This window comes from Thermincola ferriacetica (genome assembly GCF_001263415.1).
Classification (GTDB): domain Bacteria; phylum Bacillota; class Thermincolia; order Thermincolales; family Thermincolaceae; genus Thermincola; species Thermincola ferriacetica.
Map to the genome: position 1 here is coordinate 18,119 of NZ_LGTE01000012.1, position 13,254 is coordinate 31,372.

A 13,254-nucleotide genomic window follows, 5' to 3' on the forward strand; every position below is an offset into this window, starting at 1 on the left:
CCCTTATTTGGTCAAAGTACCGCTGCCGCTGATAAGGAGCGCCAGTATGATAATTAACCATACCATTTCAATAATGAACAGCATCTTGCCCATTTTTCGGGTCCGGTTAACCTGTGTCTCATATTCTTTTTTAAACCATTTCCGGAACTCCGGGTCTTTATCGTGGACAGGAAGGTTCATCTTTTTGACCCGCCTGTCCACAACATATTCAGGCTTAAAATAGTAAAATAAGCCAAGAGACATCCCCATGGCTGACATTAACACCAGCAGTCCCCATATCAAATACATCATAGGCATCAACCTTATCGGTAAACTTGACAAAAACTTATTTTCTCAGTCCGGACTTCAGCTCCATCAAGGCCCGCACCTTTAAAGGCAAGCCAAAAAGGTTTATGAAGCCTTCAGCGTCTTTCTGATTATATACCTCATCGCGTCCAAAGGTGGACAACTCCTCATTGTACAAGGAATAAGGCGATTTACTGCCGGCCGGCGTACAACTACCCTTATACAGCTTCATCCGCACCGTACCGGTGACTGTTTTCTGGGTCACATCCACAAAGGCATCAAGAGCTTCGCGCAACGGATGGTACCAAATACCATAGTATACCAGTTCTGCATAGCGCTGCGCCAGCAGATCCTTGTAATGCAAGGTTTCCCTGTCCAGACACAAAAGCTCCAATTCACGGTGGGCCGCATACAGAACGGTTCCGCCCGGAGTTTCGTAAACACCCCTGGACTTCATGCCCACCAGCCGGTTTTCTACCATGTCCACTATACCCACGCCGTTTTTGCCGGCAACTTCGTTCAAATACTGAATCAGTTCAACTGGCCCGTAAGCCTTTCCATCAACCTTAACCGGAACGCCTTTTTCAAACTCGATTTCCACGTAAGTCGGTTTATCGGGAGCCTTTTCCGGCGGGGTAATCATTAACAACATTTCGTCCTTGGGCTCGTTCCATGGGTCTTCCAGGTCTTCTCCTTCGTGGCTTAAATGCCAGAGGTTCCGGTCCATACTGTAAGCATGGCCTTTTTTCACAGGAATGGGGATACCCCTGGCTTCCGCATATTCGATAGCATCCTCCCTGGACCTGATATCCCATTCACGCCAGGGCGCGATAATTTTCAAATCGGGCGCCAGTGCCTTTACCGTTAGTTCAAACCGCACCTGGTCATTGCCTTTGCCGGTGGCTCCGTGGGCCACGGCTTCAGCACCCTCCTGCCGGGCGATTTCCACCAGACGTTTGGCAATGAGCGGGCGGGCAAAACTTGTACCCAGCAGGTATTTACCTTCATATACAGCCCCCGCTTTCAAGGTAGGCCAGACGAAATCGGTGACAAATTCTTCTTTCAGGTCTTCTATGTAAATCTTGCTGGCCCCTGTTTTGATAGCTTTCTCATTTAACGGTGCCAGTTCCTCTCCCTGGCCTACATCGGCAGCCATGGCAATAACTTCGTAACCGTAATTTTCCTTTAACCAGGGAATGATAATTGAGGTATCCAAACCTCCGGAATACGCAAGCACAACTTTTTTGGCCATGATTAAAACTCCCTTCCCAGATATTTTCTGCACAGTGGCCAGTGACCACTTACTACCCTATTGTCAGCGCCAGCACGGCTTTCTGCGCATGCAGCCTGTTTTCGGCCTCGTCAAAAACAACAGAATTGGGGCCGTCGATTACTTCCGCCGCCACTTCCTCTCCCCTGTGGGCCGGCAGGCAGTGCATAAACAGGTAATCCGGCTTGGCTCCTTTGACAAGGTCAGGATTTACCTGATAAGGTCTGAATATTTTCAGCCGCTTGGCATATTCTGCCTCCTGGCCCATACTGGCCCAGACGTCGGTATATATTACGTCAGCATCTTTAACGGCCCGGCAGGGGTCCTCCAGAATTTCCACCACTGCTCCGCTAGCCCGGGCATCGGCCATAGCCTTCTGCACTATCTCCGCATTTGGTTCATACCCTTTGGGCGTGGCAACAGATATATGCATCCCCACCTTGGCACATCCGTTCAGCAGGGAATGACAGACATTGTTGCCGTCTCCCACATAGGCCAGCTTCAATCCTTCCAGACGGCCCTTGTGCTCTATAATGGTCTGGAAATCGGCCAGGATCTGGCATGGGTGGTTTAAATCGGTTAACCCGTTAATGACGGGCACATCAGCGTACCTGGCCAGTTCCTCCACATCGGAATGGGCATAGGTGCGGATCATGATCCCGTCTACATAACGGGACAATACCCGGGCTGTATCGGCAATAGTCTCGCCGCGGCCCAACTGCAGTTCCTGGCCGCTCAGGAACAGGGGATAGCCCCCTAACTGGTGCATGGCTACTTCAAAGGATACCCTGGTCCTGGTGGAAGACTTGGTAAAAATCATGGCCAGCGTCTTCCCGGCCAAAAGGGGATGGGGTATCCCCTCTTTCTGCTTTTGCTTGAGTTCTGCAGCAACTTTCAATATATCCATTATTTCTTCCCTGGTTAACGCGTATAGGGCAAGTAGGTCCTTTCCCTTTAAAGTTGTATGCGGAATCATGGCATTCCCTCCTGTCACGTTACTAGTTTACCTTAATAAGGCAAACTATACAATATTTTTTAGGTTCTTTAGCCTCTACCTCTGACGTGGGCTGTAAAGTCGTCCATGGAAACAGGATAGGGCTCTTCTCCCCGGCGGAGAAACTCCAGAATTTTTAAGACCGCTGCCGCCGTATCCAGGGAAGTGAAACAGGGCACCCTGAATTCCGCTGCTGTACGCCTGATACTGAAGCCCAGCCTGCCGCGTACTTTACCTTTGGTAGGGGTATTGATCACAAACTGCACCCGCCCTTCGCGAATCAGGTGCAAGGGGTCCAACTGCCCCAGGACAGGTTGGGCGGGAATCCCTTCAGCCTGCAGAACTTTGGCTGTTTCCTCGGTGGCAAAGACAGCAAAACCCATGTCGGCGTATTGTCTTATGATAGGCACGGCCTCCTGCTTATCTTTATCGGCAATAGCCGCCAATATGGCGCCTGCAGTGCTGAATCTCAAACCGGCCGCCAGCATGGCTTTGTATAAGGCATGAGCAAAACTGCGGTCCACACCCATAACTTCACCGGTGGATTTCATCTCCGGGCCCAGAGATATGTCTACCTGCGTAAGCTTTTCAAAAGAGAATACGGGGGCCTTTACGGTAACATGGTTAGGCAGTTTCCACAGACCCGTCGGATAACCCTGTTCCCGCAGAGAGCGCCCTACCATGGCCCGGGCAGCCACGGAAACCATGGGCACGCCGGTAACCTTGCTCAGAACGGGCACGGTACGGGATGCCCGCGGGTTAACCTCTAAAACATATACCTCCTCTTCACCCACCACATACTGGATGTTGATCAACCCACAAATTTTTAAAGCTTTAGCTATCCGGGTAGTATAATCGATGACCTTTTGCTGTTCCTCCTGTGTCAATGTCTGTACCGGATAACAGGCGATACTGTCGCCGGAGTGCACACCGGCCCGTTCAATGTGTTCCATAATGCCGGGAATCAAGATATTTTCCCCGTCGCCGATAGCATCAACCTCTACTTCTTTTCCCCGTATATATTTGTCCACCAGCACCGGGTGCTTCGGTGATACCTGAACGGCAGTTTCCATATATTTCAGGAGTTCACCGGTATTATGCACTATCTCCATGGCCCGGCCGCCAAGTACGTAGGAAGGGCGAACCAAAACGGGGTAACCTAGCTTTTCAGCGATTTCTTGGGCTTCTTTAACCGTGAAGGCCGTTTTCCCTTCCGATTGGGGAATCGCCAGGGTTCTCAGCAGGCGTTCGAACTTTTCCCTGTCTTCAGCTTCATCTATCTGGGCTACCGGAGTTCCCAGCACACGTACTCCTGCCCCGGAAAGGTCACCGGCCAGGTTGATGGCTGTCTGACCGCCAAACTGGACGATCACCCCGTAAGGCTTTTCTTTTTCAATAATATTCATAACGTCTTCAAAGGTCAGTGGTTCAAAATAGAGCTTATCGGCAGTATCGAAGTCAGTACTGACCGTCTCCGGGTTATTGTTAATGATTATCGATTCTATTCCCTCCTGCTTTAAACCCCAGACTGAATGAACCGAACAATAGTCGAACTCTATGCCCTGACCGATCCGGATGGGACCGGAACCCAGCACAATGACTTTTTTTCTTTCGCTGACGACCACTTCATCTTCATCATCGTAAGTTGAATAATAGTAGGGAGTAGCCGCTTCAAATTCGGCGGCGCAGGTGTCCACCATTTTGTAAACAGGGATTATGCCGGCTCTCTTGCGCATTTCCCTGACCTCTGGCTCAGGTAAACCCGTCAACTGAGCTATGTTGTAATCAGAAAAACCATTCACCTTGGCCTCCCGAAGCAGCTCGGTTGCGGGGTTGCCTCCTGAACTCTGTAGGGCCTGCTCAATATCCACCAGTTTTTTAATCTTCCATAAAAACCAATTGTCAATTTTGGAAAGCTGGGCCACTTCCCGGACGGTCATACACCTGCGAAAGGCTTCGGCAATAACAAAGAGCCGTTCGTCATCGCCGTTAGCCAGTTTGTCTTCGATTTCCATATCTGTCCAACGGGCGGAATTCTTTAATCTCAATCCATAGACACCTATTTCCAGCGAGCGGATAGCCTTCATTAACGCAGCTTCAAAACTGCGGTCAATAGACATAACTTCGCCTGTTGCCTTCATCTGGGTGCCCAGCCGGCGGTCGGCGGTAGCAAACTTGTCAAAGGGCCAGCGGGGAATCTTCACTACCACGTAATCCAGCGCCGGTTCAAAACAGGCTGTCGTCTTCCCCGTAACAGGGTTGGTTATTTCGTTCAAATGCAGCCCTATGGCTATCTTGGCTGCCATCTTGGCTATGGGGTATCCGGTGGCTTTGGAAGCTAAAGCACTGGACCGGCTTACCCTGGGGTTTACTTCGATAACAACGTATTCGAAACTGTTAGGGTTCAGGGCAAATTGAACATTGCAGCCCCCTTCTATTTTCAGGGCCCGAATAATTTTCAGCGCCGCCGCCCGCAGCATCTGGTATTCTTTGTCACTCAAGGTCTGGGACGGTGCCACAACTATGCTATCCCCCGTATGTATGCCTACCGGATCCAGGTTTTCCATGTTGCAGATGGTAATACAGTTATCGGCGCTGTCCCGCATTACCTCGTATTCAATTTCCTTCCAGCCGGCCACGCTGCGTTCCAACAGCACCTGATTTATAAGGGATGCGTTCAGACCCTTGGTTACAATTTCTGTCAGTTCTGCTTCGTTTCCGACTATTCCTCCTCCGGTCCCTCCCAAAGTATAGGCCGGTCGGACAATAACGGGATAACCCACTCTTTTCACAAATTCAAAGGCTTCATCCAGCCTGGAGATGATGACGCTCTCCGGGATAGGTTCGTTTATTTCCAGCATCAGCTCTTTGAACATTTCCCGGTCTTCTGCCCTTTTAATGGTCTCCAGGGAAGTGCCCAACAAAGCCACGCCCTCTTCCCGCAGCACTCCTTTCTCGGCCAGTTCCACAGCAATATTCAACCCCGTCTGACCGCCCAGGGTAGGCAGCAAACCGTCAGGCTTTTCCAGCCGGATTATCTTGGCTACTGATTCCCATGTCAGAGGTTCTATGTAAACTTTGTCGGCTATGTGCCCGTCGGTCATAATAGTGGCCGGGTTGCTGTTGACCAGGACTACTTCCAAACCTTCTTCCTTTAGGGCTTTGCAAGCCTGGGTACCGGCATAATCAAACTCCGCCGCCTGGCCGATAATAATCGGCCCCGAGCCTATTACCAATACTTTTTTTATGTCAGTACGCTTCGGCATAAAATTACTTCTCCCCTTGTCAAGATTATAGCTCAACTTCATTAAAGGAAAGGCCGGACATAACCTCATCAATAATGTTAACGGCGTCGTCAATATTTTGTTTCGTTATAATCAAAGGCGGTATAAACCGTAACACATTGGAACCAACACAATTGATAATTAACCCTTTCTGCAAACATCCATCTACAATCGATTTCCCGTCAACGGTTATTCCCAGACCCAAAATCAGGCCTTTTCCCCTGACATCGGTGATAAAGGAATATTTGTCTTTTAAACGGTGCAGCTTTTGCTCAAAATAGGCTCCTTTTTCAGCTACCTCGACAAGAAAGTCTTTATCGGCCAAAATGCTCACAGCCGCACAGCCGGCTGCCGCCGCCAGCGGGTTGCCGCCAAAGGTGGAGGCATGGTCGCCCGGTTGGAAACATTCAGCTACCTTGTCCGTGGCCAGCAGAGCCCCCATGGGGAAACCGCCGGCAATGGCCTTGGCTAAAGTCATAATATTGGGCTCTACATTGTAATGTTCGTAAGCAAACAATTTACCTGTCCGCCCCAGTCCGCACTGAACTTCATCGAAAATTAAAAGCAGGTTTTTCTCCAGGCAGAGCTGTTTCACCTGTTGCATATAATCGTAATCGGCCACATTTACCCCGCCTTCACCCTGTACAGGTTCCATCATAACAGCACAGGTGTTGGGGGAAATTGCTTTTTCCAAAGCCGCAAAGTCGTTCAAAGGCACATACTTAAAACCAGGCGGCAGGGGGTCCAGGTCTTTCTGGTACTTGGGCTGGGCCGTGGCGGTAATGGCCGCCAGAGTGCGGCCATGGAAGGATTTTTCCATGGTAATAATTTCGTATTTATCGGGGCCCAGGTACTTTTTCGCATACTTACGGGCCAATTTGATGGCTCCTTCATTGGCTTCCGCCCCGCTGTTGCAGAAAAATACCTTGTCTAAGGCCGAATTTTCCACCAGTAACCTGGCCAGTTTCACCTGGGGCTCAATCCAGTACAGGTTGGATACATGCATAAGGGTCTCGGCCTGTTCCCGGATAGCCTCAACCACTTTGGGATGGCAGTGGCCCAGGGAATTAACGGCCAGACCGGCTACAAAATCCAGATATTTATTACCTTCGGCATCCCAGACAAAAGCCCCCTCGCCCTTGACCAGGGCCATAGGCAGCCGCCCGTATGTATTCATCACGTATTTCTGGCCTAATTCAATTATCTCTTGCGTTTTCATGGCTTATCTTAACGGGCCGATCACGAAAAGGAACGGCCCGCTAATAGCCCCCTTTCTATAAGACATTTTTTAGATGCATACTCAATCATATTTTTTAACATGCTTTATATAACTTGTTAGTGTTGGAATAACAATTCTGATGTTGGGCAAATTATTTACTAGGACAATTAATGAACAGTAAAGGTGAAAAACTCAATGAAGGACAGATTGACAGCCGGCGCTCTGGCCGGGTTCATCGGCGCCACGATACAGGTAATATTCGATATAACTATGAAAATGCTAAAAATTACAGACCGCACATTTATCGATTTCGCCAAAGTGTTTGTGATGTTTAAGCCCTTCAAAGGGGTGACTGCCGACATCGTGGGCACAATCGGCCATCTGGGCGCAGGAGCCCTGTTTGGTGTAATGCTTGCTTATATAATCATGCTTACTTCTCACAGGTTTTACCTGTTCAAGGGAACAGGCTTCGGTTTTGTTATCTGGATTACCGTTAACGGTATAGGAACAGCCATAAACTTACCCCTGTTCAAAGAGATCCCCCCGCTATCTGCCTTGGCCACACTGGCAGGCGCACTAATATGGGGTCTTGTCACCGCATATATTTTAAAACTCATGGACACCAAAATCAGACTGGTTTAAACGCGGCATCTCTTACCTTACCACCATTGTCCCGATTCCGCGGTCTGTAAAGATTTCCAGCAGGATGGAATGGGGTATCCTCCCGTCCAGGATATGGGTGGTCGTAACTCCGCCCTCAACTGCCCGGACACAGCACTCTACTTTGGGGATCATACCCCCACTAATAACCCCGCTGGTTATCTTCTCATTTACCTGATTCAGCTTTAATTCTGAAATAAGGGTATCTTTATTGTTATAATCCTCAAATATTCCTTCCACATCGGTCAGCAAAATTAATTTATCTGCCTTCAGGGCTATGGCAATTTCCCCGGCCACATAATCGGCATTGATGTTATAACTCTCGCCCTCCGCACCGACTCCAACAGGCGCCACAACAGGAATATATCCCTCGTTGATGACAGTTTGGATTATCTCCGGGTTAATTTTCTCCACATCCCCGACAAAACCTATATCCTGCAGCAATTCTTTGCCTTCATTATCAATAGATTTGCCCATCTTTCTGACTGCCTGGATTAGGTTGGCATCCTTGCCTGACAATCCTACCGCTTTGCCCCCATGCCTGTTAATCAAGGCAACAATTTCCTTATTTATCTTCCCAACCAGAACCATTTCCACTATTTCCATGGTGGCCGGATCCGTAACCCGGCAGCCGCCCACAAACTGTGAAGGGATATTAAGCCTTTTCAGCATATCAGTAATTTTCGGCCCACCGCCATGAACTATTACAGGGTTTATCCCGATAAGCTTCATCAAAATGACATCTTTGATAACGGCCTGTTTTAGCTCGTCATTTATCATTGCATGGCCGCCGTATTTTATCACCACAGTCTTACCGTAAAATTTCCTGATATAAGGCAAGGCCTCAATCAAAACATTGGCTTTTTCCACCGCATTGTTCATAGTCGCCGCTCCTTCCGGGCCTCAAAGGTTTTGCCTGCCCGTTATTTTTTCTATATCTATTCTGATCATACAGAGTTTCGCCAGTTTATCACCCGGCACAGCCCCCACCGGACCTTCCCGGTATTTGTCTATCAGCCTGCCAAGGGACTCGGCTGTCTCTTCTTCCGAAACCACTTTCGATGCCCAGCCGAAAACCGTCACACTCTCGAATTCGAAGGTATATTGGCAGGGGCTTTCCCCTGTCTTTTTTCGTCCCGGCACGGAAACTGTAAAACATACCCTGGGGTTGGCCGTGATGTAATCCCATTTGGTGCCTTTATGGCCTGTATGTATATAGATTCTCCCCTTATCGTAAAGGAAGTTAAAGGGTATGCAGTAGGGCTCCCCTTCCCGGCACATACCGAGATACCCAAACTCCGCCTACCGCAGGATCTCTTCACATCGTTCAGGAGCTAGATCCTTTTTGGGCACTAATATCACCTCATTTCTTTTCCTGCCGGAAAATGCCGCTGGCCCCAGCAGCAGTGATTTAAAATATCCCCAATATCTCCTTCCCGGCCATAATGGCTGACCAATGCAGTTGATAAGCCAGGGATATTTCCGTATGGGCAGCAAAACCGCATAAGGTGCAGGGATATTCATCTCCGGTCCGGTTTTTCAGGTAACAGCCCTGGTTAAAGGTTCCGTCCGGTTCCACGTTGGCTATCATCCAGGGTTCACACTTCCAATTGTTGTCTTTTAAAGCCTGTAAAGCTAAAACCGAATCTGTCAGGGGGTAACCTTCTTTCTTCATTTTTATCAATTGGTCCAGCACTGCCGACCTCTGCTCCCAGCTCAATGCCAGGTCTTCACTCTCTGGGTATGGATAGAAGAACTGTATGGTAATGCCTTTGACAAGCGGGGCCAGGACCCTTACCAACTCCGGCAATTCACCGGCGTTAATACGGTTAATGGTAATGTTCGCAAAAATTTTAGCATGGCATGAAGATTTGATGTTGTCTATAATCCTATCAAAAGATTTACCCCGCAACGCGTCATGGGTTTTCCGCAGTCCGTCGATGCTTACCCAGATGATATCTGCATCCACATCAAGGGGTAGGGTACCGTTGGTGGTTACGCCAACACAGAAGAAATATCGTTTGGCTTCCCGTACCAAATCATGGATAGTTTTAGAACCGTCTTTCCATAACAAGGGTTCTCCGCCTTCAAAAATTAAAAGGCGGATACCCTTTTTATATAAAAAGGGGAACAATTCCCCGGCCTTCTGCCAGCTCAAATCAGGCGCCGGCCGCTGCCAGTAAGGACACTGGCGGCATGTCAACGTACACCTGTGGGTCAGTTTCATGCCCGACAGTATAGGCCTCTTGTCATTGAAAAATTTTGCCCTGATATAATACCGGGCCAGGTACAAAACCCGGGAAAGATTCATAAAGGCCCCCCTTCGATAGCCGGTTACCAGACTTAACCTATGTTTTAAACCACGGAGAACGCAGAGGACACTGAGATTAATTTTTAAAAGCAAAGCTTTCAGCAGCCATCTGTGACCAGCCGACTGCTATGTCCGGTAGCTGGCATTGATTTTCACATAATCATAGGAAAAGTCGCAGGTCCAGGCTTTGGCTGAAGCAGTACCTACATGCATATCAACTTTAATCAGGACTTCTTCCTGCATCAAAACTTCTTTAGCCTTTTCTTCGCTGAAGCCAAGGGCACAACCCTGTTCAGCCGTTTTTACGTCACCAATGTAAATATCAATTTTATCAGGTTCGAAATTAGCGCCGGAATAACCCACAGCACAAATAATCCGGCCCCAGTTCGCATCCTCGCCGTAAATCGCCGTTTTCACCAGGTTTGAGTTGGCAACAGCTTTGGCAGCTTTTTTCGCATCCTCTTCGGTATAAGCGTTAACAACCTGTATCTCTATCAGCTTGGTGGCCCCTTCCCCGTCTCTGGCAATCGATTTGGCCAGGTGTTCGCAAACATAATAGAGGGCTTGCTTAAAAACAGCATAATCTTCATTTTCCGTATCAATCAGTTTATTTCCCGCCATTCCGTTGGCCAAGGCCACTACCATATCGTTGGTACTGGTATCGCCGTCTACAGTAATCATATTAAAAGTTTGATTGACCACTTGTCTTAAAGCCTTATCCAACATGGCCGGACAAATTTGCGCGTCGCTGGTAATAAACCCTAACATGGTGGCCATGTTCGGGTGAATCATGCCTGAACCTTTGGCCATTGCGCCGATAACCACTTCAGCTTCACCCAGTTTAAAAGATACGGCTATTTCTTTTTCGACGGTATCGGTGGTCATGATTGCTTTGGCCGCCTTGTAACCACCGTCCCTGGATAATTCCGCCACGGCTTTTTCTATACCTGCCGTTATTTTATCCATGGGCAGTTGCACACCGATAACCCCGGTGGAAGTCACAATTACGTCTTCCGGCTGCAATTTCAGACACTCCGCCGCTGTTTTAACCATCTGCTGCGCATTCTGCAGGCCCTGTTCACCGGTACAGGCGTTGGCGTTGCCGCTGTTCACAACTACAGCCTGGGCTCTGCCGTCGGCAATATTTTGCATGGAAACCAACAATGGTGCAGCCTTGACCCGGTTGGTAGTGAAAACTCCTGCCGCAGATGCAGGGGTTTCAGAATATATAACGGCTAAATCTTTTTTATCCTTTTTGATATGGGCTGTTACGCCACTGGCCAAAAAGCCTTTTGGCGCCGTAATTCCGCCGTCAATTCGTTTTATCATTTTAATCACTCCGTCCTGGTTAATGTCCAATGGCTAGTAGCCAGGTCAGCAAAAAATAAAGATTTGACTTTTAATTTACGGCCACAAAGCCGGGTAATCCAAGCCCGTTTTTTCGGGCAAACCAAATAAAATATTCATGTTCTGGATCGCCTGTCCCGATGCTCCTTTAACCAGGTTATCTATAACAGAAACAACAATTACCCGGTTTGTTCTGGGGTCGTATTGCAGGCCAATATCGCAAAAATTGGACCCATACACGTATTTTGTCTGTGGATACCTTCCTTCCGGGTGAATCCGCACGAAAAACTCATCTTTATAAAAATCCCGGTAAATATTGAGCAATTCTTCGGTATCGGTGTCGATATTATGTAAACTAGCGTAAATGGTACTTAAAATTCCGCGTGTCATGGGAATCAAATGCGGGGTGAAAGAAACTCGGACATCAGTGCGGGCCAATTTGCTCAATTCCTGTTCAATCTCCGGGGTATGCCTGTGTACGCCAATGTTGTAAGCTTTTAAATTTTCATTACATTCGGCATAATGAAAAGCCAGATTAAGTCCCCGGCCGCCGCCGGAGACCCCTGATTTAGCATCAATGATCAGGGTTTCCACTTTAACCTGACCGTGTTTCAGCAAGGGGGCCAATCCCAGTATGATACTGGTTGGGTAGCACCCCGGATTACCGATTACCTGCGAGTTTTTTATTTCGTCCCGGTGAATCTCCGGCAGGCCGTAAACCGCTTTTTTGGCCAGTTCCGGCGTTTTATGCTCTATCTTGTACCATTCTTCGTAAACCCTTACATCATCAAAACGGTAATCAGCTCCCAGGTCAATAACTTTTTTCCCCTTTGCCGCGGCCGCCCCAACCACTTCCATGGAAACGCCGTGCGGTAAGGCAGTAAAAATCACATCACACTTGGCTAAAAGCTTATCCAAATCCTGTTCTTCACAGGCCAGGTCAATAAATCTTTCCGTATTGGGAAATATATCTGCATATCGCTGGTCCACGTAACTCTGGGAAGTTACACCGGCAATCCTGACCTGCGGGTGCCTGGATAAAAACCGCACCAGTTCGGTACCTGTGTAACCGGTGGCACCAACGATTCCTACATTAATCATAGACTATCCCTCCAAAATATGCAGTTTCGGCCCTCCGCTCAGCCCCAACCTATTGTTTCACCATTACAATGCTGATAGAGCTGCGAAAGTTGAACAAAGTTTTAATGCGGAGTTTAATAATTTATAATTATACATTATTTTTGCATAAACATGCAATAGGGTGCGATAAAAAATTTAATTTAGCTGCCTTTGGGTCTGGCCAGGCGCGCCCAGCCGGTAAAAATGGCCTGCAGGCGACCGGGGTCCCCCGTTAGGACCAGATAAACATGTATTGGTAGTGTGGCCAGGAACCACAACGCCACCAGGTAATGATAAAACCTGATGGTTTGCAGGTGCCCGAAAAAGGGATGGTTATTTACCCACACCGGGTAGTACAGCAAAAGGCCGGTACAAAACTGAAACAAAAAAGCTATCAGCCAGGAAGTGAAAATCAGTTTTTGCCCGGCATTGTACTTTTTATGTGGAGGTTCTTTTTGGGCAAGAAAAAGATAGTACTTAATAAGTTTAATGAATTCTTTAAAATCAGCCGGCTTAAACATAATGTTTTTGTAGTCTCCTGTCACCAGGGCGTAATAAAGCCGCAAAGCAACTATGCCGGCCGTAATAAAACCGGCTCCGAGCTGAATTATTTGCGCCGTTCTCAAAGTTACGTACGGTGCGGTTATGAAAGGGGAATGAATATATAAACCCGACAGCAACAGCGCTACCAGACCAAAAGCCAAAAGCCAGTGCAGAATTCTTATTCCCCTTGGTTGTATAAGAACCTTTTGACCAGGCATGCAA

Annotated in this window: 11 protein-coding genes and 1 pseudogene; 1 reads left to right on the forward strand and 11 read right to left on the reverse strand. The window is 48.3% G+C overall.

Features of this window, described 5'->3' with window-relative positions:
* Positions 1–3 precede the first annotated feature (3 nt).
* The 5 genes from Tfer_RS08820 to Tfer_RS08840 form a co-directional block, all read right to left on the reverse strand.
* The gene (locus Tfer_RS08820; protein WP_152909016.1) at positions 4–291 is read right to left on the reverse strand and encodes a hypothetical protein; all 288 of its coding nucleotides are present in this window, start codon (positions 289–291) and stop codon (positions 4–6) included.
* Between the two features lie 34 nt (positions 292–325).
* Positions 326–1,537: an argininosuccinate synthase gene (locus Tfer_RS08825; protein ID WP_052218105.1), complete on the reverse strand. Its 1,212-nt coding sequence runs from the start codon at positions 1,535–1,537 to the stop codon at positions 326–328.
* 52 nt (positions 1,538–1,589) lie between these two features.
* Complete coding sequence (gene argF, locus Tfer_RS08830; RefSeq protein WP_052218106.1) at positions 1,590–2,531, reverse strand: ornithine carbamoyltransferase; 942 nt, start codon at positions 2,529–2,531, stop codon at positions 1,590–1,592.
* 68 nt (positions 2,532–2,599) lie between these two features.
* Positions 2,600–5,815, reverse strand: a complete 3,216-nt coding sequence (gene carB, locus Tfer_RS08835) for a carbamoyl-phosphate synthase (glutamine-hydrolyzing) large subunit (RefSeq protein ID WP_052218107.1) — start codon at positions 5,813–5,815, stop codon at positions 2,600–2,602.
* A gap of 25 nt (positions 5,816–5,840) precedes the next feature.
* Positions 5,841–7,052 (reverse strand): acetylornithine transaminase, encoded by a 1,212-nt coding sequence (locus tag Tfer_RS08840; protein WP_052218108.1) that lies wholly within the window; start codon positions 7,050–7,052, stop codon positions 5,841–5,843.
* Positions 7,053–7,247: 195 nt separating this feature from the next.
* On the opposite strand from Tfer_RS08840, the gene Tfer_RS08845 reads away from it, so the two are divergent.
* Positions 7,248–7,694 carry a hypothetical protein gene (locus tag Tfer_RS08845; RefSeq protein WP_052218109.1) on the forward strand — a complete coding sequence of 149 codons (447 nt, stop codon included), beginning with the start codon at positions 7,248–7,250 and terminating at the stop codon, positions 7,692–7,694.
* Between the two features lie 12 nt (positions 7,695–7,706).
* Here Tfer_RS08845 and argB read toward each other — a convergent pair whose 3' ends face one another.
* The 6 genes and pseudogenes from argB to Tfer_RS08875 form a co-directional block, all read right to left on the reverse strand.
* Positions 7,707–8,594: an acetylglutamate kinase gene (argB, locus tag Tfer_RS08850; RefSeq protein ID WP_052218110.1), complete on the reverse strand. Its 888-nt coding sequence runs from the start codon at positions 8,592–8,594 to the stop codon at positions 7,707–7,709.
* Between the two features lie 21 nt (positions 8,595–8,615).
* A pseudogene (locus Tfer_RS08855) lies at positions 8,616–8,999 on the reverse strand (pyridoxamine 5'-phosphate oxidase family protein); the annotation flags it as partial.
* Between the two features lie 124 nt (positions 9,000–9,123).
* Positions 9,124–10,023 carry a radical SAM protein gene (locus Tfer_RS08860; RefSeq protein WP_052218112.1) on the reverse strand — a complete coding sequence of 300 codons (900 nt, stop codon included), beginning with the start codon at positions 10,021–10,023 and terminating at the stop codon, positions 9,124–9,126.
* 126 nt (positions 10,024–10,149) lie between these two features.
* Positions 10,150–11,352 carry a bifunctional glutamate N-acetyltransferase/amino-acid acetyltransferase ArgJ gene (argJ, locus tag Tfer_RS08865; protein WP_052218113.1) on the reverse strand — a complete coding sequence of 401 codons (1,203 nt, stop codon included), beginning with the start codon at positions 11,350–11,352 and terminating at the stop codon, positions 10,150–10,152.
* A gap of 75 nt (positions 11,353–11,427) precedes the next feature.
* Positions 11,428–12,471 carry an N-acetyl-gamma-glutamyl-phosphate reductase gene (gene argC, locus Tfer_RS08870; RefSeq protein ID WP_052218114.1) on the reverse strand — a complete coding sequence of 348 codons (1,044 nt, stop codon included), beginning with the start codon at positions 12,469–12,471 and terminating at the stop codon, positions 11,428–11,430.
* Between the two features lie 179 nt (positions 12,472–12,650).
* On the reverse strand, positions 12,651–13,250 hold the full coding sequence (locus tag Tfer_RS08875) for a cytochrome b/b6 domain-containing protein (RefSeq protein ID WP_052218115.1): 600 nt from the start codon (positions 13,248–13,250) through the stop codon (positions 12,651–12,653).
* Positions 13,251–13,254 lie beyond the last annotated feature (4 nt).